This window comes from Colwellia demingiae (genome assembly GCF_007954275.1).
Classification (GTDB): Bacteria; Pseudomonadota; Gammaproteobacteria; order Enterobacterales; family Alteromonadaceae; genus Colwellia; species Colwellia demingiae.
Genome location: NZ_VOLT01000010.1, coordinates 158,359 through 180,290 on the forward strand (window position 1 = coordinate 158,359; position 21,932 = coordinate 180,290).

Here is a 21,932-nt window from a genome sequence, read left to right on the forward strand (position 1 = left end):
GTGCAACTCTACTTAGAGTAAAGTTCAACAATCAACTGTTCATTAATTTCGGCAGATAAGTCAGCACGATCTGGAACACGTTTGAAAACGCCTTCAAGCTTCTTAGTATCTACTTCAACCCAAAGTGGTTTCTCACGTTGATCAGCTAATTCTAAAGCAGCGATAATACGCGCTTGAGTTTTAGACTTCTCACGAACAGAAACAGTATCTTCAGCTTTAACAGTGAAAGATGGAATATTAACTACAACGCCGTTTACCACGATAGCCTTATGGCTAACTAATTGACGGGCTTCAGCACGAGTGCTTGCATAACCCATACGGTAAACTACGTTATCTAAACGAGTCTCTAAAAGCTGTAACAAGTTTTCACCTGTGTTGCCTTTTTGACGTGCCGCTTCTTTGTAGTAATTACTGAATTGTTTTTCTAGCACGCCAAAAATACGACGAACTTTTTGTTTTTCACGAAGTTGAACACCATAGTCTGACAAACGACCGCGACGGGCGCCGTGCTGACCTGGTATTGTTTCGATTTTACATTTAGTGTCAATTGCTCTAACACCGCTTTTAAGGAACAAATCTGTACCTTCGCGGCGACTAAGTTTTAACTTAGGACCTAAATATCTAGCCATTTTCTTTCTCCAACTATCCTAAAAAAAAGCGCTTAAACGCGACGTTTCTTCGGAGGACGACAACCATTATGAGGAATAGGTGTTACGTCAGTAATGTTGGTGATTTTAAAACCAGCAGCATTTAAGGCACGGATAGCAGATTCACGACCTGGACCTGGACCTTTTACGAACACTTCAATATTCTTCAAACCAAACTCTTTTGCAACAGCGCCTGCGCGATCTGCAGCTACTTGCGCAGCAAATGGAGTAGATTTACGTGAACCACGGAAACCTGAACCACCGGCAGTCGCCCAAGATAACGCATTACCTTGACGGTCTGTAAGAGTCACGATTGTGTTGTTGAAAGAAGCATGGATATGAGCCATGCCATCAGCAACTTGTTTTTTTACGCGTTTACGCGTACGAACTGGTGTTTTAGCCATTGTCTAGTTCCTCTTACTTCTTAATTGGCTTACGAGGGCCTTTACGGGTACGCGCATTTGTTTTAGTGCGTTGACCACGTAGAGGAAGACTGCGACGATGGCGAATGCCACGGTAACAACCTAAATCCATAAGACGTTTAATGTTCATTGAAACTTCACGGCGTAAATCACCTTCAACGGTAAATTTATCCACTTCAGCGCGTAGCAAATCTATTTTTGCTTCGTCTAGTTCACTGATCTTCGTTGATTCAGCGATACCAGTAGCTGCACAAATTGCTTTCGCACGTGTAGCTCCGATACCGTAAATCGCAGTAATGGCGATTACTGCATGCTTACGATCAGGGATGTTAATGCCAGCGATACGGGCCACTAATCACATCTCCTATTTATAATTAAAATTACTTTGGTTGGAAAGCCCGTTAGGATACCCAACCATTCTCTTTTTCTGCAAATCGAAGCGGCATTATACAGATAAATCTACATAATGCCACTTCTAAAAGATATTAGATTAAAAGCTAAGCTTAACCTTGTCTTTGTTTGTGCTTTGGTTCAACACAAAGAACGCGAATTACGCCTTTACGCTTTACCACTTTACAATTACGACAAATCTTTTTTACGGATGCACGTACTTTCATTTTATACTCCGTTAACTAAATCGACTCGGTCTAACGACCATAGCCTTTCAAGTTCGCTTTTTTAAGTACATTGTCATATTGATGAGACATCATATGCGTTTGTACTTGTGCCATAAAGTCCATAATCACTACTACGATAATCAATAAAGATGTCCCGCCGAAATAGAACTGTACGTCCCATGCCATGATCATAAACTGTGGAACCAAACAGACAAAGGTAATATACGCCGCACCACAAAGGGTTAAACGTGTCATGACTTTATCAATATATTTGGATGTTTGTTCACCCGGACGAATCCCTGGAATGAACGCACCTGACTTTTTCAAGTTATCTGCAGTTTCACGCGGATTGAAAACAAGAGCCGTGTAAAAGAAACAGAAAAATATAATTGCTCCCGCTAACATCATCACATACAAAGGTTGTCCTGGAGACATAGCTCCTGAAACACCTTGTAAGAAGTCAGCGACAGGGCCGTCACCTTGACCAAACCAGCTCGCAAGCGTGCCTGGAAACAAGATTAAACTTGAGGCAAAGATTGGCGGTATAACACCAGCCATATTCACTTTCAAAGGTAAATGAGTACTTTGTGCAGCAAACACCTTACGGCCTTGCTGACGTTTAGCGTAGTTAACAACGATACGTCGTTGACCACGTTCCACAAATACTACTAAGAAAGTTACTGCAAATACCACAACGCCTATAAGCAATAATACTAATAAGTGCAATTCACCTTGACGCGCCATTTCAGCTGTTTGACCAACCGCGGATGGCATGCCAGCAACAATACCTGCAAAAATGATAATCGAAATACCATTACCGATACCGCGTTCAGTAATTTGCTCACCTAACCACATTAAAAACATGGTACCCGTGATCAAACTAATTACTGCGGTGAAATAGAAACTAAAGCCTGCATTTATAACAAGACCTTGCATCATTTCCGGTAAACTTCTGGCAATCGCTATCGATTGTACTGTTGCTAGAACTAAAGTGCCGTAGCGTGTGTATTGACTGATTTTACGTCGTCCAGCTTCACCTTCTTTTTTAAGCTCTGCCATTGCGGGATGAACCACAGTAAGCAATTGCATAATAATCGAAGCTGAGATGTACGGCATAATACCAAGTGCCAACACTGAGGCTCGCTCAAGTGCACCACCGGAGAACATGTTAAACATCTCTACGATAGTGCCCTTTTGTTGTTCAAAGAACTGAGCTAATACAGCGGCGTCAATACCAGGGATTGGCACAAAAGACCCTAAACGAAGCACAACTAAGGCAACGAATACGAACCATAATCTTTGTTTAAGCTCAGACAAACCGCCTGCGCCCTTACTACCTTGTGAGGTAGCCGTTCCTGGTGTAGCCATTGTGTATTATTCCTCTACTTTGCCACCAGCAGCTTCAATAGCTGCTTGTGCGCCTTTAGTTACTGCAATACCACGTAATGTAATTGGACGAGTAATTTCGCCAGATAACATAACTTTAACAGCTACGATATTACGTGTAATTAGGCCAGCGTCTTTAAGTGCATGGATATCAACAACATCACCAGTGATAAGGTTTAATTCGTGTAAACGAACTTCAGCGCGAACTAAAGATTTACGTGAAGTAAAACCAAATTTAGGTAAACGTTGTTTCAATGGCATTTGACCACCTTCAAAACCTGGACGTACACTACCGCCAGAACGAGACTTCTGACCTTTATGACCACGACCACCAGTTTTACCGATGCCTGAACCAATACCACGACCACAGCGTTTTCTAGCTTTGTGAGATCCCGGTGCAGGGGATAAAGTATTTAAATGCATAATTAATCCTCCACCTTAACCATATAGTAAACCTTGTTAATCATACCACGTACAGATGGAGTATCTTCTAACTCAACTGTATGATTGATACGACGTAGACCAAGGCCTCTTAATGTAGCTCTATGCTTCGGTAAACGACCGATAGAACTTTTTAATTGAGTTACTTTAACTGTTTTAGACATGCTCAATTACCCCAAAATTTCGTCAACGCGCTTGCCACGTTTAGCTGCCATGCCTTCTGGTGAATGCATATTCACTAGGGCAGAAACAGTAGCGCGAACTACGTTGATTGGGTTAGTAGAACCGTATGCTTTTGACAATACGTTCTGAACGCCTGCAACTTCAAGTACTGCACGCATCGCGCCACCGGCGATGATACCTGTACCTTCAGAAGCTGGTTGCATGTAAACTTTAGAACCAGAATGCTTGCCAATAATGACATGCTGAAGAGTAGTACCCTTCAAGTCTACGTTTACTATGTTACGGTGTGCTTTTTCCATTGCTTTTTGGATTGCAGCAGGCACTTCACGTGCTTTACCGTAGCCAAAACCAACACGACCGTTACCGTCACCAACTACTGTTAGTGCTGTAAAACTGAAAATACGACCACCTTTAACCACTTTTGAAACGCGGTTAACTGCAATTAGCTTTTCAGCCATATCACTTTGCTGTGAGTTTTCTTGATTATGATTAGCCATTATAAACCCTTAGAACTGAAGGCCAGCTTCACGAGCTGCTTCTGCTAACGCTTTTACGCGACCGTGGTAAAGGAAACCAGAGCGATCAAAAGCTATCTTAGAGATACCTTTTGCTACAGCACGTTCAGCGATTGCTTTACCTACTGCAGTTGCTGCTGCAACATTACCTGTTTTTTCAATTTGAGCTGCAACTTCTTTGTCTAAAGTAGACGCAGATGCGATTACTTCAGAACCAGTTGGCGCGATCAATTGAGCGTAAATGTGACGAGGAGTACGGAATATAACTAAACGATTCGCACCCAACTCGCTAATTTTTGCACGAGCGCGTTTAGCGCGGCGCAAACGAGATGTTCTCTTATCCATAGTATTACCCTACTTCTTCTTAGCTTCTTTACGACGAACGTATTCATCAACATAACGAACACCTTTACCTTTATAAGGCTCAGGTTTACGGTATGCACGAATGTTCGCAGCGGTTTGACCAACTAAATGCTTATCACAACCTTTCAGTGTAATTTCAGTTTGGCTAGGAGTTTCACAAGTGATTCCTTCAGGAATCGCATGTTTGATTGGGTGTGAAAAACCTAAAGATAAATCTAAAGACTTACCAGCAGCTTTGGCACGGTAACCAACACCTTGTAAAACTAATTTCTTTTCAAAACCTTTACTAACACCTTCAACCATATTATTGATTAAAGAACGTGTAGTACCGGCTTGAGCCCAAGCGCCTTTAACATCAGCAACGATATTAGTAATGATATTGTTTTCTTCTTGAGAAACAACAACGTCACTATGGATCGTGCGAGATAATTCGCCTATTGGACCTTTAACTGTAATGTCTTGACCTGATAACGTAATGGTAACGCCAGCAGGAACAACGACAGGTGCTTTTGCAACACGAGACATATTATTCTCCTTACTCTACGAAACCAAGAACTTCACCGCCGATACCCGCAGAGCGAGCGGCACGATCCGTCATCAAACCTTTAGAAGTTGAAATGATCGCAATACCCATACCTGCAAGAACTTTAGGAAGTTCATCACAGCTTTTGTATATACGAAGACCAGGACGTGAAACACGTTTGATCTTTTCAATTACTTCTTTACCTTCAAAATATTTCAACGTTACAGCTAGTTCAGGTTTAACTTCGCCTGATACTGAAAACTCTGAAATATAACCTTCTTCTTTAAGTAAAACTGCAATTGCAACCTTAACTTTTGAAGATGGCATTTGTACTGCAACTTTTGCTGCAGATTGACCGTTGCGGATGCGTGTAAACATGTCCGCGATAGGATCAGTCATCATAACCATTTACTCCCGTGAATTACCAACTAGCTTTCTTAAGACCTGGAACTTCACCACGCATCATAGTTTCGCGTAATTTAATACGGCTCAAACCAAATTTGCGTAAGAAACCATGTGGACGTCCAGTAATGTTACAACGGTTACGTTGACGACTACTGCTCGAATCACGAGGTAAACTTTGAAGTTTCAATACAGCATCCCAGCGTTCTTCATCCGAAGATTCAGTGCCTGAGATGATTGCTTTTAACGCAGCACGCTTTTCAGCATATTGTGCTACTAACTTGGTTCTTTTAGCTTCACGAGCTTTCATTGACGTTTTAGCCATAACTCTACACCTTCTTCTTGAACGGGAAATCAAAGGCGGACAATAAAGCTAGTCCTTCTTCGTTATCTTTCGCGCTAGTAGTAATAGTGATATCTAATCCGCGAATCTTATCGATTTTATCGTATTCGATTTCAGGGAAGATAATTTGCTCACGAACGCCCATGCTGTAGTTACCACGACCATCGAATGACTTAGGGTTTAAGCCACGGAAGTCACGGATACGAGGAATAGAAATAGAGATTAAACGCTCTAAAAATTCCCACATACGCTCGCCGCGTAGAGTTACTTTCGTACCAATAGGGTAGCCTTCACGAATTTTGAAGCCCGCAACTGATTTGCGTGCTACTGTCGTGATCGGCTTTTGCCCAGAGATTGCAGTAAGATCATTTGTGGCGTGTTCTAAAACTTTTTTATCAGAAATAGCTTCACCAACACCCATATTAAGGGTGATCTTTTCAATCCGAGGGACTTGCATGACACTTTTATAACCGAATTGCTTTTGCAATTCAGCTACAACTGTATCTTTATATAAATCATGCAGTTTCGCCATCGTTTACTCCAATTAAATTAATTCGTTATTAGATTTGAAAAAACGTACTTTTTTGCCGTCTTCAATTCTAAAACCAACACGATCTGCTTTACCCGTTGCTGAGTTAACGATCGCTACGTTGGAAACTTGTAAAGGTGCTTCTTTTTCAACAATCCCACCAGGCTGCTGTAACTGAGGTACAGGCTTAGTGTGCTTCTTGATTAGGTTAATACCTTCTACGAATACTTTGCCGTCTTCAACAAGAACTTTGGTAACTTTACCAGTTTTGCCCTTGTCTTTACCTGCAAGTATAATTACTTCATCATCACGACGAATTTTAGATGCCATTATCGTGACTCCTTATAGTACTTCTGGTGCTAATGATACGATCTTCATAAATTTCTCATTACGAAGTTCACGTGTCACAGGCCCGAAAATACGAGTACCAATTGGTTGTAAGTTAGCGTTTAACATTACAGCCGCGTTTTCGTCAAAACGGATAGCAGAACCATCTGTACGACGAACACCTTTCTTAGTGCGCACCACTACCGCAGTGTTAACATCACCTTTTTTTACTTTACCGCGAGGACTTGCTTCCTTTACGGCAACTTTGATGATATCACCAATGCGTGCATAGCGACGGTGCGAGCCACCAAGAACCTTTATACATTGAACACGCTTAGCGCCACTGTTATCAGCAACATTCAGCTGTGATTGCATTTGGATCATTGATTTTGCTCCATTGTTATCTTTTTTCTAAACCTTGCTAAATGCAAGATAAACAATAAGATAATATAAAATTTAAGGCCGAAAATTGACCCGTCACTGCCTTTTGAAAGACCCCCGTCTTGTATAGAATTTAGACATTAAAGCCATAACTCAAACTTAACGGGCGCGAGATTATAACACCACTTAATATAAAGTGATAGTTAATTAGCTAAAAAATAAGCAGTGCTATGGCTGATGAGATTTATACTAATAAGAAAGGTTAAATGGTCAGTGTGAAAGTTACCGGCCCATCATTAATTAAGGCTACTTTCATGTCGGCAGCAAACTCCCCAGTAGGAACATCAAAACCTTTATCTCTAAGCTGGGTAACAAAAAACTGATAGAGATGATTACTAAAGTCTGGCTTTGCTGCTGTAGTGAAACTTGGTCGCATACCACTTGAGGTATCTGCCGCTAAGGTAAATTGAGATACCACTAAAATATTGCCACTGGCTTGTTTCACATTTAGGTTCATCTTGTCATTTTCATCATTAAAAATGCGATACCCTGCGACCCGCTCGGCTAATCGTTTTGCTTTTTGTTCACTATCTAACGGCTCAATGGCAAGAAAAACTAATAAGCCTTTTTCTATCTCCCCTATGATTTCACCATCAACAGTGACACTTGCCTGGCTTACCCGTTGTATTAAAGCTATCATGATATTTCCTCATCCTTTACTTGTGCTCTATCGATTCCTTTTGCTTTTTGCTCTTTTAACATTTCATACTCTTGTAAAGAAACAGTGATTAACGCCCCTGTTAGTACAATAAGCCAAGAGACATAAACCCACAGGAATATAATAGGAATAGTCGCTAATGCACCATAAATCACTTGATAAGAAGGAAATGCAGTTATATATAAAGCAAAAGCCTTTTTCGCTAGTTCGAATAGAATACCCGCAACTATGGCACCAGATAAAGCAAACCTGAAAGGTACCGCTTTATTAGGTACAGCGATGTAGAGGATGATAAAGGCGATAATGGAAGAAAGCAGCGGTAGCATACGTAAAAACATATCAGATAAACCTAATACATCGTATTCATCAACAGCGACAATAGAAACTAAGTAAGAAGATAACGCAATACTTGCTCCAACCAATATTGGACCCAAGGTTAATACCATCCAATACATGGCAAATGAAGTAATGGTGCGTCGTTTATCAGTGACTCGCCAAATTTTATTAAAGGTATTATCAATTGATGAAATCAATAATAGTGCCGCTACAAACAAAAAGGAAATTGCGACAGCCGACATTTTTGAGGCGTTTGATACAAAGCCAGTTAAATACTGCTGCACCACATCGCCTGCAGCAGGTACAAAGTTTTGATAAACAAATTGTTCAATACTATGTTGTAACTCAGCAAAAAGTGGAAATGCTGTCATTACCGATAACATTACAACAATGAGTGGAACCAATGACATTAAACAAACATAAGATAAATAACCGGCAACGACTTGTATCTGCTCACGTTGTACTCGACGAGTAAAATAAAAAAGTAACTCTTTATTGTCATGCCAAAAACTAATTAGCTTTTTTTTGTTGAATAAACTCATATTTGTTAACAATTTACTGATTTGCCCTAGTTAGTATATATATTAAGATAGAGACAATTAATTAGCTAGCTTATCAATAGATAAAAGGTTGGAGTGACTGATGGCAAGTCAAGGTTCTGCAGGTAATGTAATTTCTGCTATATGTAATGTGTTTTTCCCTGGATTAGGGCAACTGGTGCAAGGCAGGTTAATGGCTGCATTAATTTTTGCTATTGTATGTGTGGGTGGTTATGCACTTTGGTGGATGGTCATTCCAGCAATTATTGCTGGAATATTTCATGTGTGGTCGATAATCGATGCGGCAACTTATAAAGATTACGATTAGTAAGGGTAAGCGCTAAGCTGCCCTTATCCGCTTTGGGTAAAATAGTCGCTCAATATCAACCAAAGTGCGGAGCGCCAGTAAAGTTAATTTTCTCACTTTCTTCCGCTCTGTTTTCTTCACCGTAACAATTAATTTGTGCAAGTAAAGCTGAAAGCTGCTGCACTTGTTGTGGGCTAGCTTTGCCTTGACTAAAAATATGGCTTAACTCTTGGAGTTCTTTTAGCTGTGCTGGGGTCATAATACAATTCCTTTTGTTTGGACAAAGCCGCTATAACTTACTGCTTTATCCCCATAAGCGTAGTTATAAAAAATATTCTCTGCTTAGTTATTTGTAAAATAGAAGTAACAAGATATTTATATATTGATAAAATCTTATCGTTTATTACGAAGAAACAGTCACTTACTAGAAAACCATTCTCGCTATTGTTGATGAAATCGGTAGCAATTGCAGATATGTCTTACAAAAACAATTAGGTATTTACAGGAAAGTTTTACTGATCGATTTGCTGAATGTGGCTTAAGGTCATTAGAATGCTCCTAGATATGCTATATCCGTAAGCTACTCGACTTCCTTTACATAAGAAGTCCTGACATAAAAAAACGCCTATTACATAAGCAATAGGCGTTTTTTAATATTTATAAAGGTGGTCAGTAATTATTTAACACCGCGACCTTCACGTTTACGATCATTCTCTTTCAAGAATTTTTTACGTATACGAATACTATCAGGCGTAACTTCGACTAATTCATCGTTATCGATAAATTCTAAAGCTTGCTCTAATGACATAACAATAGGTGGCGTTAATGTTTGTGCTTCATCAGTACCTGATGAACGAACGTTAGTTAACTGCTTACCTTTAAGGGCATTTACTGTTAAATCGTTATCACGACTATGAATACCAATAACTTGACCTTCATAAATATCAACACCGTGTCCGATCAACATACGACCACGAGATTGTAAGTTGAAGATAGCGTTAGTTAGTGCTTTACCCGTTGCATTACCAATCATTACACCATTTTTACGTTGGCCAATTTCGCCACCCTTGTGAGGACCGTATTCATAGAATGTATGGTAAATCAAACCAGAACCTGACGTTAATGTCATGAATTCAGTTTGGAAACCAATCAAACCACGACTTGGCATGATGAAATCCATACGAATACGACCAGTACCATCTGGTGCCATATCTGTTAATTCAGCTTTACGAACACCCATCTTTTCCATGATAGGTCCTTGATGTTGTTCTTCAACATCAATAGTTACGTTTTCATAAGGTTCTTGTAACTGACCATCAATTTCACGGATGATAACTTCTGGACGTGATACAGCTAACTCGAAACCTTCACGACGCATGTTTTCAATTAGGATACCTAAGTGAAGTTCGCCACGACCTGATACTTTAAATTTATCAGCATCTGCAAGTTGTTCAACACGTAAAGCAACGTTATGAATCAATTCTTTGTCTAAACGGTCTTTGATGTTACGTGAAGTAACATACTTACCTTCTTTACCACAAAATGGTGAAGTGTTTACTTGGAAAGTCATGTTGATAGTAGGTTCATCAACAGATAACGCAGGTAAACCTTCAACTTCTGTTGGACAACAAACCGTATCAGAAATCTTTAATTCGCCTAAACCAGTAAGTGCAATAATGTCGCCAGCAAAACCTTCAGCGATATCAAGACGTTCTAAACCTAGGTAACCAAATACTTTACCGACTTTAGCGTTATGAACGCCGCCGTTTGCTAATTGTATAGTTACTTGTTGGTTCGGCTTAACAGAACCACGGGTAATACGACCAACACCAATTACACCTAGGTACGAGTTGTAATCAAGCTGAGAGATTTGCATTTGGAATGCACCCTCTGGATCAGCGATTGGCTGTGGAACTTCTTTAAGAATAGTATCAAATAAAGGAGTCATGTCAGTGCCGATAACGCCTTCTTCTAACGAAGCCCAACCATTGATTGCTGAAGCGTAAACAACTTTAAAGTCAAGCTGTTCATCTGTAGCGCCAAGGTTATCAAACAATTCAAAAACTTGGTCCATAACCCAATCAGGACGAGAACCAGGCTTATCAACTTTGTTAATGACAAGAATTGGTTTTAAACCTTGAGCAAACGCTTTTTTCGTTACGAAACGCGTTTGTGGCATAGGGCCTTCTTGTGCATCAACAATTAGTAAAACTGAATCTACCATAGACATTACACGCTCAACTTCACCACCGAAATCAGCATGGCCAGGAGTATCTACGATGTTTACACGGTAGCCATTCCAGTTAACAGCCGTATTTTTAGCTAAGATTGTGATACCACGTTCTTTTTCGATATCATTCGAATCCATCGTGCGTTCTTCTAGACCGCCACGCGTATCTAGGGTACCAGACTGCTCTAGTAATTTATCAACTAAAGTGGTTTTTCCGTGATCAACGTGAGCAATAATTGCCACATTTCTTAATTTATCTAACACAGGCGTTACTCGCTGTTACTATCGTTTATTGCTACTTCAAGCAGATTAACGAATAGGGCTATAATTGGGCGCGCATTATACAGTTGTTTAGGCTAAAAAGAAAACAATAAAGCCATAAGCATTGTTATTAGTATCTAATACTACATTAGCTTTACATTTATCAATTGTTCTTGGCATCACAGAAACTGAGCAATAACGGGTGATGCAGACACTTTTAACTCATCTACTGCTACCAATAGCTACTATTTATAAAAAGCGGCATGGTCTTACTTTTTTTGTTCTTAATGTCGATTATCCTCCTTCAATTGCCATATTGTTAAATGGGGTTGAACTACCGTAAAGTGACGTGTATTAGTCTTAATGATTTGAGTAACCTCTTGCTCATCAACCAAGGTGAAATTATTAGATAATAAAGCGGTTAATGCTTCAAAACCGGTCAAGTTTTCACCATTAATTTTTTGTCCACCCAACCATTTAGTTTTATCTGTGACTTCTTCAGTAAATTGATAATCTGAAATAATAACCAAGATACCTTGTGCATTAAGTCGCTGATGAACATGTGCTAAAAATAACGCGGGGTCATAACTTTGCTCTAAAGTATTTTGTGCAATGATGACATCATAACCAGCAAATATATTTTTTAGATTACCAATATCTCCTTGACTAAAATGAATGTTTTTTGATTGTTCTTGTAATTCGATAGGTAAGGTAAACTCATGAAAATCAGTTAGCTCTCCTTCACGAGGCATTACATATCGTATCGATTCGCCTTGTTGGAGCTTTACACCGTATTGAATATATCTAGCAGAAAAATCAACCGCATCGATCGAGGAATAATACTTAGCCAAGATAAAGCTTAAACCGCCAACATTACAGCCTAAATCTAGACATTTTAACATTGGTTTTACGTTATATTTATCGACTACTTTAACAATGGTGTTAGCCAGTCTATCTAAGTAATTACTCGCTAGGTGCTGTTCATTGACAGCTAAGTTCGGATCTTTTTTAGGTTGTTGTTTCGTATTTGGTAACGAAGCACTTAACGAGTTCAGCTGTTCGAAGTGATTATGAAGTTGCCGGCATACTTGAGTATCGGTTTCATAGTGATTGTCAGCTAAATTCGGTACATTCTCATTTTTACTCACAACATACCTAAAGCCTGCATGTTGAAAAAAGTGCCGACGAAAAGCATAACGAGAATTTTGCATCGCCTCGTTACCTGTCGAGATCCAAGAGCCACCTTTAATTAGGTTGTGTTTACCATCAAAGGTGGGCGTAGAGAAATCATCATATAAAGGATGAACTGAGAAACCGTTGAAGCCATCAATGGCTGATTCTGTCCACTGCCATACATTACCGACAATGTCGTAAAAATCACCTTGGGAGAACATATTTATCGGGCAAGAAGAAGCAAAGTATTCACTGTTAATATTACCTGGTGCTTTTTGCCATGATAGTAAGTCACCTTCAACTTGCTCTCGTAAAGATAGCCATTCGCCTTCAGAAGGCAGTCTATAGAGACCTTGGTTGTCTTTATCGCTTAAACCATTATCACTTAAGGCTTTATCATCTAAGCTATTTTTCCAATTACAGAAGGCTTTCGCTTCGAGGTAGTTTACTTCTACTGGCCAATCCAGCGGCAAAGGCATTTCATTTAATAAGTTTCGCTGCCAATATTCGCCCGATTGCTTTAACCAAAATCGTGGCATCGTTGCTTCGCTATATGCCAACCATTGTTGCCCTTCTTGGGTCCATAAAAAAGTATTTTGATAACCACCTGACTCGACAAAGCCCAAAAACTCTTCATTAGAGACTAAATATTTTGCAGCGTGAAAATCATCTAAGGCTAATGTTGCACATCCGTATTCATTGTCCCAACCAAAGCTATCATCTGATGTTGGCTTGCCAAACTTAATAACACTTCCCTCTACTGGCATTAATACATTATTTGGCGGGCTATCGGTTTGCAGGCAAGTAGGCCAACATTCATTCGGAGTTAATGAAGCTAATGGCAACATCCGCATAATCACTGAAGAGGTTTCAATGTGAATACGCTCATGTTCACAGCCCATTAAAATAATCCACGCTAATGAATTTTGCTTAATAGGTAATACTAGCGACATAGTGTCAATGATATGATCGACAACAGTAAAAACTTGTTGTCGGTAGACTCTTACTTCATCAACTGCTGGCCAATCATAATGTGCACTATTAAGATCATCCCAGCTCATTTCATCTACACCAACGGCGCAGATTGCTTCTATTCGAGGGTTAATTCTCTCATCGATATATTTACCTAATATGAGCTTATTTATATAAAAGCAGGCTGTATGTCCAAAGTAAAAAATCAATGGATGTCTTAATCGCTCAGGTCTCTGATAGTAAGCCTCATCATTATTGACCAATGAGAACAAAGAATCATAACGTTGCCATGTTGCTTTAAAATAGCGTTTTAATTCAGCACGTTTTCCATTTACAGAGTCCCCCATTAACGTTGGTGACTTGGGCTCGCTTACTTCGTTGTATTTGTTAGTGTCCATGAAACGCCGCCTATAATGTGTAATTAAAATTAACAGGTAATGCTATTTTATTAGTTTGATATTTAGCGAGAATTTGTTGCTTAATTGAGTCACCTAAATAAGCAGGTTGGTGATTGTCATCATTTATTAAACTCATGAACTGCTGCACCTTATTGATTCGTTCACTAAACCATGGACAGCGAGTAAATAGTTCAATAGCACCAATAGAATCTTTAGCGCCACCAGCCCCTTGTTGGTATTGGTTATATAGTGACTTGGGTAATTCGATGGTTTGTATTGAAGAAGATAAATCGGATAAGCAACTTTCTTGCAGATATACCTCGAGGGCATCAACAACATTCATTAAAGAAAATAAGACATTAACATATGGATTATAAGCCGCACTTGAAGCTCCTAGTCTGTGTTCTATACGTGCTGTTTTTTGCCAATTTTGCTCAGTAACTAGTATTTCATTATGTTGATCAAACAGTAACGTCTCTTCGCCCATTTGTTGATTATGCTTACCTAACTCTTTATACAGCGCAATACTACCTTGATGTCCACCGGAAATATCACAAGGAGAACAAAGCTCTGCTGCCAAACCATAGGTTGATTTTAATTTTAAACGTTCGAAGGCTTCTTCTTCGGGCAAATATAAAAGACTACATTCCTTACTCGTTTGCAAAAAACATTGCTGTAAGTATTCGCCAAAACCATCATGTGAAATAATATTAACGCCGTGCTCATTGATAACACTGACATTGATTTGAATGGCATTGGGTATATGAACAGCTCGAGTGTCTGTGGTAAAAATATCGCGAGAGCCTACCGCTAACTTTCCTTGATCACCTGACCAAACTACTGGTTGAATTAACGTTTCCGTAATGCCATGTTGAGCAAAGATTATGGGAAGGTGATTCATAGCTCGAACTAAGTTATCGGCTTCTTTTAGTGGAGACTGGCCATTAAATAAAGAGACATACTCCCATTGGTTTTTCCAATATTCATTAACGACTTCACCGTCGATATCCAACATAGATAAGCTATGGTTAATGGCTGTAAGGTCAATTTTGTTAATATTGTCAGGGATTTTATAGCAGCCTTCTAACTCAAAGTGAATTTGAGCTTTAAAGCCTAAGTGACTTAGGTAATCTTGGAGCAAGACAAGTGCTTTTTTTAACATCCTATTTAGTTACCTTAAGTGGTTTAAATTATTCAGTTCACTTAAATTAACAGCTAACTTAATGTCTAACTTAACAGTTAAATATAGTGTCTATTCTCAACGCTACCTATCACTTATTATTTACGGTGACATAACCGATTAAGATCACATTTATCTTCACTTTATTTGCAATATAATCACTACATATTTGCTCAATATTTTTCATCTCATGCAAGTGTTAATATGTTCAAGCTTATAAAATAAACGTTAACTTTAAAAACATAGCACAATGAATCACTTTAACCATAAATTCTTATAATTCAACGTGGCTATCGCTTAATTACAAATGTCGGTCCTCTATCAAGCAGTATTAGACATAAAAAAAGCTTACTATTTACAAGTAAGCTTTTTAATAAGCTGACTACTGTTACGTAATCATATAAATCATGTTTTTAGTACTTGGCTGCTTGACCTTTCGCCGGCAAGCTTCTCTTAATAAACTCACGAATGTCTTGGTTTGCATCTCGTAAGTCTTCATGACGTAAGTACATCATATGACCACTCTCATAACCTTTAAATGACAATCTATCTTTCATTAAACCACTTGGATCTAATTGCCACATAGTATATTTAGCATCAAAATAGTTTGTCGCGCCATCAAAGTAACCCGATTGAATCATCACTTGTAAATAAGGGTTTTGTGCCATGGCAGAGCGAAGTCCTTCACCTGTTTTATTACCGGTACGATCCCACGGACGGACGTTGCCAAACATATTGTATTTAATATCAGTTTTATAATTTAATTCTTCACGTAAATAATAATTAATTGCTGGGGTAAAACTGTGTAACCATGAGCTTAATTCAGCATTATAATCTGGGCTAGAGCCGGCAACTTTTTTATCAATTCCCAAGTAGCGAGAATCTAAACGTCCAATGGTTTGCTTTCTATCACGTAATAATTCTTTCCAGAAAAATGAATTATCAACATCTAAATTATTATTAATAACCGCTTCTACCGATAAACCGGCATATTTTGCAACTTGCTCTGCAATAACGTGCTTCTCTTGTGCGGTAATAAAGCCGCCTTTAGCTAAAGCAGGTAAATATTCACTTATAGTAAAGGTCTCAACTTCTGCAAGTAGTTCTGCTAAAGGCTTTTGTTGAAGTGATGGCGTTAGGGCTTTGTGATACCAAGCGGCAGCAGTAAAGTAAGGTAGTCTATTTGCCGCTTTTACCGGCCCATCTCGTTTGATACCAATATCGGTTGGTGAAACCAAAATCACACCATTAACATACATCCATTGGCGTTCTTGTAGTTCTTTCGCCAAACCTGCAACACGCGTAGTGCCATAGCTTTCACCAATTAAATATTTAGGTGAACGCCAGCGATTGTTGCGACTTACAAAGGTATTAAGCCACTCGGCTAAATAGTTAATATCAGCATTAACGCCAAAGAACATTTTTTTCTGTTGCTCTTTACTTGGCATTTCTCCGTCTTTACCAGCCAACACACGCGAGTAACCGGTATTTACAGGGTTAACAAAAACAATATCCGCGACATCTAAAATTGAGTAGGGATTAGTCTTTACGCCATAAGGCTGTAATGGATAACCTTCATCATCTACATTCAGCACTCTAGGGCCAGTATAAGCAACATGCATCCAGACAGAAGCAGAACCTGGCCCACCATTAAAAGAAATCACCAATGGACGTTTAGCGCTATCTTTTACATCACTACGTTGATAGTAGGTATAAAACAAACTCGCGATTGGATTGCCTTCTTCATCCCAAACGGGTTGCGTTCCTGTAGTAGCGGTATATTTAAACTTCTGTCCATTGACCTTAGTACTGTGCTTTGTGATGTTTTTGTCATCGATAGCCAGTTTACGTTCATGCATTTTTTGCTGTTGCTCAGGCTCTTTAGCAGCTAAAACAGGGCTGGATGATAAGCTGAACATCACCATAACAGGAACTAAAAAGTTTAAGCCTTTCTGCATATTTTGGAATATTTGAGCGGTTGAAGCAGAGATAATGAAATCCTCATCAGATTAAGTGTGCTGAAATTAACATTAGTTAATTAGGGAAGCGCAAAGTAACAGCTAGTATCGATGGGATAAAACTATTTTCGGTAAAGCGAAGATAAAATAGGATGAATAATACCAATTCCATTAAGTTTATGATCTTGTTGTGTATAGAAAAAATAAATCAGGGCAAGGCATTCGATTGAGAAATAACTGGCTATTGGGATTGAGAGCAACGCCGCCATGGAGTATTTTAACCAGCACAAGTGGGTAATAATTTAATGGGATCGGTATGATATAAATGCAAAAAAAAAGCCGTGACACTGTCACGGCTTTTTATCAGTCAACCAAACATATTTACATTATGCTTGAGCTTTTTTCTCTGTAATGAAGAAACTAGTGAGGTAAGAAATCAAACCTAGAAGGAAGATAACACCAGAAATTTCACGTAACCAGTAGAAGATAGCAAGTTTATCTTGAGTTGCCATAAAGCTTAAAGCTTCACCAGACTCAGGTAAACGTTGTAACCATACTTGTAAGATACCAGCACCTGTTAAGAACAAGGTGATAAATACCATAGCCACTGTCATTAACCAGAAGCCCCACATTTCAACTACTTGCGCTTTATTACAGTTAGCTTCACCAATACCACGTAACTTAGGCATAGCATAAGAGATGATTGTCATAACAATCATTGCATATGCGCCGTAGAAAGCCATGTGACCGTGAGCTGCAGTAATTTGCGAACCATGCGTGTAGTAGTTAACAAATGATAATGTATGTAAGAAACCCCATACACCAGCACCTAAGAATGCCATTACCGCTGTACCCAATGCCCATAATGTAGCAGCTTTGTTAGGATGTTCACGACGACGACGGTTAACCATATTAAATGCATACAGTACCATAGCGAAGAAAGGTAGTGGTTCAAGTGCTGAGAAGATAGAACCAACCCACTGCCAATATTCAGGTGTCATTAACCAGTAGAAGTGATGACCAGTACCTAAGATACCTGAGATAAGTGCCATCGCAATGATTACGTATAACCATTTTTCAATTACTTCACGGTCAACACCAGTCACTTTGATTAATACATAAGCCAAGATTGCGCCCATGATTAATTCCCAAACACCTTCTACCCATAAATGAACTACAAACCACCAGAAGTATTTATCTAATGCTAAGTTAGTTGGGTTATAGAAAGCGAATAAGAAGAATACTGCTAAACCTATTAAACCAGTCATCATCACCATGTTAATGGCAGTTTTACGACCTTTTAAGATAGTCATACCTAGGTTGAATAAGAAACCTAAACAAACAATAACAATACCAAATTTAGTAATCGTTGGTTGTTCTAGGAATTCACGACCCATAGTTGGCCATAATTCATTAAAGGTAATATCAGCTAACGTTGAGTAAGGTACTAGTAAGTAGCCTAAAATAGTTAATACGCCAGCTGCAGCAAATACCCAAAACAATATAATTGCTAATTTAGGACTGTACAGCTCAGTTTCGGCTTCTTCTGGCACTAGATAATAAGCAGCTCCCATGAAACCAAAGAGTAACCAAACAATCAATAGATTGGTATGCACCATACGAGCTACGTTAAATGGAATTATTCCACCTAAAAAGTCGCCAACTACATATTGCAAACCCATGATCAGACCGAATAATATTTGGCCTACAAACAAGATCATAGCAAAAATAAAATAAGGTTTTGCTACGGCTTGTGATTGATATTTTAAAGTATTCACGCCCTACCCCTCAATGTTTGGTGGCCAGTTATTGGCGTCTAGCTTTGATGTCCATATAAGGAACTCAGCTAAATCATCAATTTCTTGGTCATTTAAGTGGAAGTTAGGCATTTGACGACGACCTGGAATGTTTAATGGCTGAGCATTCATCCAACCATTTAAGAAAGCTTTAAAAGCTACTTCATTACCACCGCCGCGACGGTCATATACGTTCATTAGTTCTGGAGCAAAATATGCGCCTTCACCAATAAGTGTATGACAACCAATACAGTTGTTTTTTTCCCATAAGTGTTTACCGCGTTCAACCGCTTCGGTAATATTTTCTCGATTATCCCGTTTGGGCATCTCTTTTACTGTGTGAAAAGTCAAAGCTAAGAATATTAAGAAGAAGAATATACTTCCTCCGTAATAAATATTCCTTGCCATGCCTTTAGTAAAGCTCTCTGACATGGTGTTTCCTTAATGAAATAGTTCATGCGTAAGTTTTTTATAAAGCAAATAGATAATAACGAGGAAGTTTAGTCAGCGACTTGATGGAAATCAAGTTTTCAAGGGGTTGTAATAAATAGTTACATAATTAGATGCAATTTTGCGCTATATCAAAAAACCTGCCTTTATTATTAACTTATTTCACTACAAAAAAGGGCTATAACCTCAGTTAAATTAAGGTTATAGCCACTAATAGCAAGATTTATATCAACAAAACATTTAAGGTTATTGCTGCAACTTTTTAACGATCACCTTACCTTTCATCTTAGGATGAGGACCACATTCATAAGCAAAAGTACCTGACTGATCAAATTTACGCTGGTAGCTTTCATCAGGAAAAAAGTAATCCGGCTCTTCTTCACCAGAGCCTTTAAACCAAACATTGTGGTATTGACGTTTTTCAATGTTTTTCCAAATCACTCTATCGCCAGCTTCAATGGTTACTTCGCTGGGAATAAACTGCTTTTTATATATTTCAACAATGACATCTTTAGCTTGTACTTGGCTTGTACCTATAAACAGACTCATCGTCATAAAGAGCCATACTCTTTTATCTATCATCATTCATCCTTATTTAATGCATATTTAACCTAAGGGTACAGTGTTTTAATTCATACCCATTTATTCTAGATCACTCTTCATATGTTTCATATATACCCGTTCCACTTGAAGATGCTTGATTCAGCTGGAATTAGAAACGCCTTTAGGCGAGGCATTGATTGAAGAGAATAGTTGTTCTATTGTCGAAATCAATAACGCAGCATAAAGCGTTTCTAAACCAGCCCCTTGGGGAAGGCTGAGCAAATCATACTCTGCGTTACCTTTCTTTTTAAGGGAATGACCCTTAATAAAATAATGCGCCTTGATTATGAGTCGCTCAGACTTCCTGAAACGAACATCTTCAAGTGAAGCGGGTATGATTGCATAAACTTACACTTTTTATACAGCTATCTTCTTGCTATATACTGTTAACAAGATAAGCTACTAACATGCTGAATATTCCTTCCAAAATCTCGATAATCATACTACTTTCACTCGCACTAAGTGCTTGTGCAGGCACTTCATTTAGTGATTTATTTAGTAACTATAATAAACAGATGCAAGGGGCAAAGAATGCCCAGCAACAAGGTAACTTCGAACAAGCAGTATCATTGCTACCAGAGCGTAGTGAAAGCAATGGCAGTTATGGTTTAAGTTTATTAGAAAAAGCCCGTTTAGAGTTTCTCGCCAATAATCACACACAAAGTCAGCAAGACTTTGCCCTAGTATACCGACAGGTTCAACAAGCAGAGCAAGCAGCTAAAATTCAACTAAGCCGCGGCATAGAAAACATTCAGGCCGTCGTTAGTAACGACAACGCAACCCGATATGACATTCACTACTATGAACAAAGTATGCTGCATTGTTACCAAGCCCTTAATTACTTAAACCAAAACGATCTCTCTGGTGCCTTGGTTGAAATACGACGCGCGAATTTAGTACAACAAAAAGCCTTACAAGCCAATCAAAAAGCACTTTATGATAGCCAAGAAGAAATGACAAACAAAGGTGTTAGTTCTGAAAGCTTAGCAAGTAAATACCCATCAATGAGTACCGCTATTGGCAAAGTAAAAAATGGTTTTCAAAATGCCTATACCTTTTACTTATCAGGCGTACTTTATGAAGCCGCAGGACAAGCCAACGATGCTTATATAGACTATAAAAAAGCATTAGAAATTTACCCTCACAACGTAACAGTGCAAAAAGATGTATGGCGCTTGGCTACAAAGCTTGGCATGACTAATGACATTCAATTATTCGGTAACCGTTTTTCTAGCGATATTACCCAAGGCAATAACCAAGGTATTGATCATCGACAAAGTTTGACTAAAAGTGGCCAGCTTGTCGTTCTTGTTGAACAAGGCATTATCCCGAGTAAGCAGGAAGTATCCATCCACCTACCCATTTTCACTAGCCATAACGATATGCGTTTTTACAGTTTAGCCTTACCTAGTTATCAAAATCGCTTGCGCCAATACTCAGGGCTCTCATTAAACTATCAAGGCAATACCTATCAATCTCAAGAAATCGTCCGCTTACAATCTCTTGCCGCTAAGCAATTACAAGATGAAATGCCAGCGATTGTCACCAGACAAGTTGTGCGTCTTTTTGCTAAGGAAGAACTTAGACAACAAATGAGCCGCAAAGGTGGTGATGTAGGTAACATTTTAGCCGGACTTTACAATATAGCGTCTGAAAAAGCAGATACTCGAAGTTGGAGTACGCTACCCGATAGCATTCATATACTACGACTAGACTTAGCACTTGGCCAACAAGAAGTAGAATTGACCATTAACGGTAACAGCCGCACCATCACGGTTGAAATTAATGAAGACAGGCAAACCTTAGTAAAATTAACCTCAATCGGAAGTTATACTAATTATCAGAGTATCAATCTTTAAATTAAAGTATCACAGTGAAATACACCTAAAATATAAGTTAAGCATAGCGCCCTGTTAAACATGGAGTACTAAA

27 protein-coding genes are annotated in these 21,932 nt (G+C 38.9%); 2 read left to right on the plus strand and 25 right to left on the minus strand.

Translation table 11 applies throughout. The annotated features are described in order from the left end of the window. Positions 1-8 precede the first annotated feature (8 nt). The 17 genes from rpsD to ESZ36_RS17820 all read right to left on the minus strand — a co-directional run bounded on the left by rpsD (position 9) and on the right by ESZ36_RS17820 (position 8,675). On the minus strand, positions 9-629 hold the full coding sequence (gene rpsD, locus ESZ36_RS17740) for a 30S ribosomal protein S4 (RefSeq protein ID WP_011041475.1): 621 nt from the start codon (positions 627-629) through the stop codon (positions 9-11). 32 nt (positions 630-661) lie between these two features. Then, positions 662-1,051: a 30S ribosomal protein S11 gene (gene rpsK / locus ESZ36_RS17745; RefSeq protein ID WP_011041474.1), complete on the minus strand. Its 390-nt coding sequence runs from the start codon at positions 1,049-1,051 to the stop codon at positions 662-664. Between the two features lie 13 nt (positions 1,052-1,064). Continuing rightward, positions 1,065-1,421 (minus strand): 30S ribosomal protein S13, encoded by a 357-nt coding sequence (rpsM, locus tag ESZ36_RS17750; RefSeq protein ID WP_011041473.1) that lies wholly within the window; start codon positions 1,419-1,421, stop codon positions 1,065-1,067. A gap of 151 nt (positions 1,422-1,572) precedes the next feature. Then, complete coding sequence (gene rpmJ / locus ESZ36_RS17755; protein ID WP_011041472.1) at positions 1,573-1,686, minus strand: 50S ribosomal protein L36; 114 nt, start codon at positions 1,684-1,686, stop codon at positions 1,573-1,575. A gap of 30 nt (positions 1,687-1,716) precedes the next feature. Further along, positions 1,717-3,054 (minus strand): preprotein translocase subunit SecY, encoded by a 1,338-nt coding sequence (gene secY, locus ESZ36_RS17760; RefSeq protein WP_146790333.1) that lies wholly within the window; start codon positions 3,052-3,054, stop codon positions 1,717-1,719. 6 nt (positions 3,055-3,060) lie between these two features. Continuing rightward, positions 3,061-3,495, minus strand: coding sequence for a 50S ribosomal protein L15 (rplO, locus tag ESZ36_RS17765; protein ID WP_011041470.1), 435 nt, complete (start codon positions 3,493-3,495; stop codon positions 3,061-3,063). A gap of 2 nt (positions 3,496-3,497) precedes the next feature. After that, entirely contained in the window at positions 3,498-3,677 is a 180-nt protein-coding gene (rpmD, locus tag ESZ36_RS17770; protein ID WP_033094751.1) for a 50S ribosomal protein L30, read from the minus strand. A gap of 6 nt (positions 3,678-3,683) precedes the next feature. After that, the gene (gene rpsE / locus ESZ36_RS17775) at positions 3,684-4,193 is read right to left on the minus strand and encodes a 30S ribosomal protein S5 (protein WP_033094750.1); all 510 of its coding nucleotides are present in this window, start codon (positions 4,191-4,193) and stop codon (positions 3,684-3,686) included. Positions 4,194-4,202: 9 nt separating this feature from the next. Further along, entirely contained in the window at positions 4,203-4,556 is a 354-nt protein-coding gene (gene rplR, locus ESZ36_RS17780) for a 50S ribosomal protein L18 (RefSeq protein WP_033094749.1), read from the minus strand. 9 nt (positions 4,557-4,565) lie between these two features. After that, a complete protein-coding gene (gene rplF / locus ESZ36_RS17785) occupies positions 4,566-5,099 on the minus strand; it encodes a 50S ribosomal protein L6 (RefSeq protein WP_146790335.1) in 534 nt (177 codons plus the stop codon). Between the two features lie 10 nt (positions 5,100-5,109). Next, the gene (gene rpsH, locus ESZ36_RS17790; protein ID WP_425457416.1) at positions 5,110-5,499 is read right to left on the minus strand and encodes a 30S ribosomal protein S8; all 390 of its coding nucleotides are present in this window, start codon (positions 5,497-5,499) and stop codon (positions 5,110-5,112) included. A gap of 19 nt (positions 5,500-5,518) precedes the next feature. Further along, a complete protein-coding gene (rpsN, locus tag ESZ36_RS17795; RefSeq protein ID WP_146790339.1) occupies positions 5,519-5,824 on the minus strand; it encodes a 30S ribosomal protein S14 in 306 nt (101 codons plus the stop codon). Positions 5,825-5,828: 4 nt separating this feature from the next. Continuing rightward, positions 5,829-6,374 carry a 50S ribosomal protein L5 gene (gene rplE / locus ESZ36_RS17800; RefSeq protein WP_011041463.1) on the minus strand — a complete coding sequence of 182 codons (546 nt, stop codon included), beginning with the start codon at positions 6,372-6,374 and terminating at the stop codon, positions 5,829-5,831. A gap of 12 nt (positions 6,375-6,386) precedes the next feature. Then, positions 6,387-6,701, minus strand: coding sequence for a 50S ribosomal protein L24 (rplX, locus tag ESZ36_RS17805; RefSeq protein WP_011041462.1), 315 nt, complete (start codon positions 6,699-6,701; stop codon positions 6,387-6,389). Positions 6,702-6,713: 12 nt separating this feature from the next. Then, positions 6,714-7,082 (minus strand): 50S ribosomal protein L14, encoded by a 369-nt coding sequence (gene rplN, locus ESZ36_RS17810; protein WP_146790341.1) that lies wholly within the window; start codon positions 7,080-7,082, stop codon positions 6,714-6,716. A gap of 259 nt (positions 7,083-7,341) precedes the next feature. Next, positions 7,342-7,779, minus strand: coding sequence for a D-aminoacyl-tRNA deacylase (gene dtd / locus ESZ36_RS17815; RefSeq protein WP_146790343.1), 438 nt, complete (start codon positions 7,777-7,779; stop codon positions 7,342-7,344). Further along, positions 7,776-8,675: a virulence factor BrkB family protein gene (locus ESZ36_RS17820; protein WP_246129158.1), complete on the minus strand. Its 900-nt coding sequence runs from the start codon at positions 8,673-8,675 to the stop codon at positions 7,776-7,778. Before ESZ36_RS17820 ends, dtd begins: the two co-directional genes overlap by 4 nt. Before the next feature lie 100 nt (positions 8,676-8,775). Between ESZ36_RS17820 and ESZ36_RS17825 the strand changes: the two genes are divergently transcribed. Beyond that, positions 8,776-9,000 (plus strand): hypothetical protein, encoded by a 225-nt coding sequence (locus tag ESZ36_RS17825; RefSeq protein ID WP_146790347.1) that lies wholly within the window; start codon positions 8,776-8,778, stop codon positions 8,998-9,000. 55 nt (positions 9,001-9,055) lie between these two features. Here the strand turns inward: ESZ36_RS17825 and ESZ36_RS17830 are convergent, their stop codons facing one another. The 8 genes from ESZ36_RS17830 to ESZ36_RS17865 form a co-directional block, all read right to left on the minus strand. Further along, positions 9,056-9,238, minus strand: a complete 183-nt coding sequence (locus tag ESZ36_RS17830; protein WP_146790349.1) for a hypothetical protein — start codon at positions 9,236-9,238, stop codon at positions 9,056-9,058. A 417-nt stretch (positions 9,239-9,655) separates the two neighbouring features. Then, positions 9,656-11,473: a translational GTPase TypA gene (typA, locus tag ESZ36_RS17835; protein ID WP_146790351.1), complete on the minus strand. Its 1,818-nt coding sequence runs from the start codon at positions 11,471-11,473 to the stop codon at positions 9,656-9,658. A gap of 281 nt (positions 11,474-11,754) precedes the next feature. Further along, the gene (gene ovoA, locus ESZ36_RS17840) at positions 11,755-14,013 is read right to left on the minus strand and encodes a 5-histidylcysteine sulfoxide synthase (RefSeq protein ID WP_146790353.1); all 2,259 of its coding nucleotides are present in this window, start codon (positions 14,011-14,013) and stop codon (positions 11,755-11,757) included. 10 nt (positions 14,014-14,023) lie between these two features. Further along, positions 14,024-15,175 carry a hypothetical protein gene (locus tag ESZ36_RS17845; protein ID WP_146790355.1) on the minus strand — a complete coding sequence of 384 codons (1,152 nt, stop codon included), beginning with the start codon at positions 15,173-15,175 and terminating at the stop codon, positions 14,024-14,026. Between the two features lie 431 nt (positions 15,176-15,606). After that, positions 15,607-17,052 (minus strand): S10 family peptidase, encoded by a 1,446-nt coding sequence (locus ESZ36_RS17850; protein WP_246129159.1) that lies wholly within the window; start codon positions 17,050-17,052, stop codon positions 15,607-15,609. 485 nt (positions 17,053-17,537) lie between these two features. After that, a complete protein-coding gene (locus ESZ36_RS17855) occupies positions 17,538-18,929 on the minus strand; it encodes a cbb3-type cytochrome c oxidase subunit I (protein ID WP_146790359.1) in 1,392 nt (463 codons plus the stop codon). A gap of 3 nt (positions 18,930-18,932) precedes the next feature. Further along, a complete protein-coding gene (locus ESZ36_RS17860; protein WP_011041450.1) occupies positions 18,933-19,379 on the minus strand; it encodes a c-type cytochrome in 447 nt (148 codons plus the stop codon). A 264-nt stretch (positions 19,380-19,643) separates the two neighbouring features. Continuing rightward, positions 19,644-19,979, minus strand: coding sequence for a cupredoxin domain-containing protein (locus tag ESZ36_RS17865; protein WP_146790361.1), 336 nt, complete (start codon positions 19,977-19,979; stop codon positions 19,644-19,646). A gap of 428 nt (positions 19,980-20,407) precedes the next feature. Here ESZ36_RS17865 and ESZ36_RS17875 point away from each other — a divergent pair, with 428 nt between their 5' ends. Then, positions 20,408-21,859 (plus strand): COG3014 family protein, encoded by a 1,452-nt coding sequence (locus tag ESZ36_RS17875; RefSeq protein ID WP_146790363.1) that lies wholly within the window; start codon positions 20,408-20,410, stop codon positions 21,857-21,859. The last annotated feature ends 73 nt before the right edge of the window (positions 21,860-21,932 follow it).

Bases quoted from the DNA above. Each gene is read 5' to 3' on its own strand.
- rpsD (WP_011041475.1), bottom strand. From the start codon at position 629: ATGGCTAGATATTTAGGTCCTAAGTTAAAACTTAGTCGCCGCGAAGGT.
- rpsK (WP_011041474.1), bottom strand. From the start codon at position 1,051: ATGGCTAAAACACCAGTTCGTACGCGTAAACGCGTAAAAAAACAAGTT.
- rpmJ (WP_011041472.1), bottom strand. From the start codon at position 1,686: ATGAAAGTACGTGCATCCGTAAAAAAGATTTGTCGTAATTGTAAAGTG.
- secY (WP_146790333.1), bottom strand. From the start codon at position 3,054: ATGGCTACACCAGGAACGGCTACCTCACAAGGTAGTAAGGGCGCAGGC.
- rplO (WP_011041470.1), bottom strand. From the start codon at position 3,495: ATGCATTTAAATACTTTATCCCCTGCACCGGGATCTCACAAAGCTAGA.
- rpmD (WP_033094751.1), bottom strand. From the start codon at position 3,677: ATGTCTAAAACAGTTAAAGTAACTCAATTAAAAAGTTCTATCGGTCGT.
- rpsE (WP_033094750.1), bottom strand. From the start codon at position 4,193: ATGGCTAATCATAATCAAGAAAACTCACAGCAAAGTGATATGGCTGAA.
- rplR (WP_033094749.1), bottom strand. From the start codon at position 4,556: ATGGATAAGAGAACATCTCGTTTGCGCCGCGCTAAACGCGCTCGTGCA.
- rplF (WP_146790335.1), bottom strand. From the start codon at position 5,099: ATGTCTCGTGTTGCAAAAGCACCTGTCGTTGTTCCTGCTGGCGTTACC.
- rpsH (WP_425457416.1), bottom strand. From the start codon at position 5,499: ATGATGACTGATCCTATCGCGGACATGTTTACACGCATCCGCAACGGT.
- rpsN (WP_146790339.1), bottom strand. From the start codon at position 5,824: ATGGCTAAAACGTCAATGAAAGCTCGTGAAGCTAAAAGAACCAAGTTA.
- rplE (WP_011041463.1), bottom strand. From the start codon at position 6,374: ATGGCGAAACTGCATGATTTATATAAAGATACAGTTGTAGCTGAATTG.
- rplX (WP_011041462.1), bottom strand. From the start codon at position 6,701: ATGGCATCTAAAATTCGTCGTGATGATGAAGTAATTATACTTGCAGGT.
- rplN (WP_146790341.1), bottom strand. From the start codon at position 7,082: ATGATCCAAATGCAATCACAGCTGAATGTTGCTGATAACAGTGGCGCT.
- dtd (WP_146790343.1), bottom strand. From the start codon at position 7,779: ATGATAGCTTTAATACAACGGGTAAGCCAGGCAAGTGTCACTGTTGAT.
- ESZ36_RS17820 (WP_246129158.1), bottom strand. From the start codon at position 8,675: ATGAGTTTATTCAACAAAAAAAAGCTAATTAGTTTTTGGCATGACAAT.
- ESZ36_RS17825 (WP_146790347.1), top strand. From the start codon at position 8,776: ATGGCAAGTCAAGGTTCTGCAGGTAATGTAATTTCTGCTATATGTAAT.
- ESZ36_RS17830 (WP_146790349.1), bottom strand. From the start codon at position 9,238: ATGACCCCAGCACAGCTAAAAGAACTCCAAGAGTTAAGCCATATTTTT.
- ovoA (WP_146790353.1), bottom strand. From the start codon at position 14,013: ATGGACACTAACAAATACAACGAAGTAAGCGAGCCCAAGTCACCAACG.
- ESZ36_RS17845 (WP_146790355.1), bottom strand. From the start codon at position 15,175: ATGTTAAAAAAAGCACTTGTCTTGCTCCAAGATTACCTAAGTCACTTA.
- ESZ36_RS17850 (WP_246129159.1), bottom strand. From the start codon at position 17,052: ATGCATGAACGTAAACTGGCTATCGATGACAAAAACATCACAAAGCAC.
- ESZ36_RS17860 (WP_011041450.1), bottom strand. From the start codon at position 19,379: ATGTCAGAGAGCTTTACTAAAGGCATGGCAAGGAATATTTATTACGGA.
- ESZ36_RS17865 (WP_146790361.1), bottom strand. From the start codon at position 19,979: ATGATAGATAAAAGAGTATGGCTCTTTATGACGATGAGTCTGTTTATA.
- ESZ36_RS17875 (WP_146790363.1), top strand. From the start codon at position 20,408: ATGCTGAATATTCCTTCCAAAATCTCGATAATCATACTACTTTCACTC.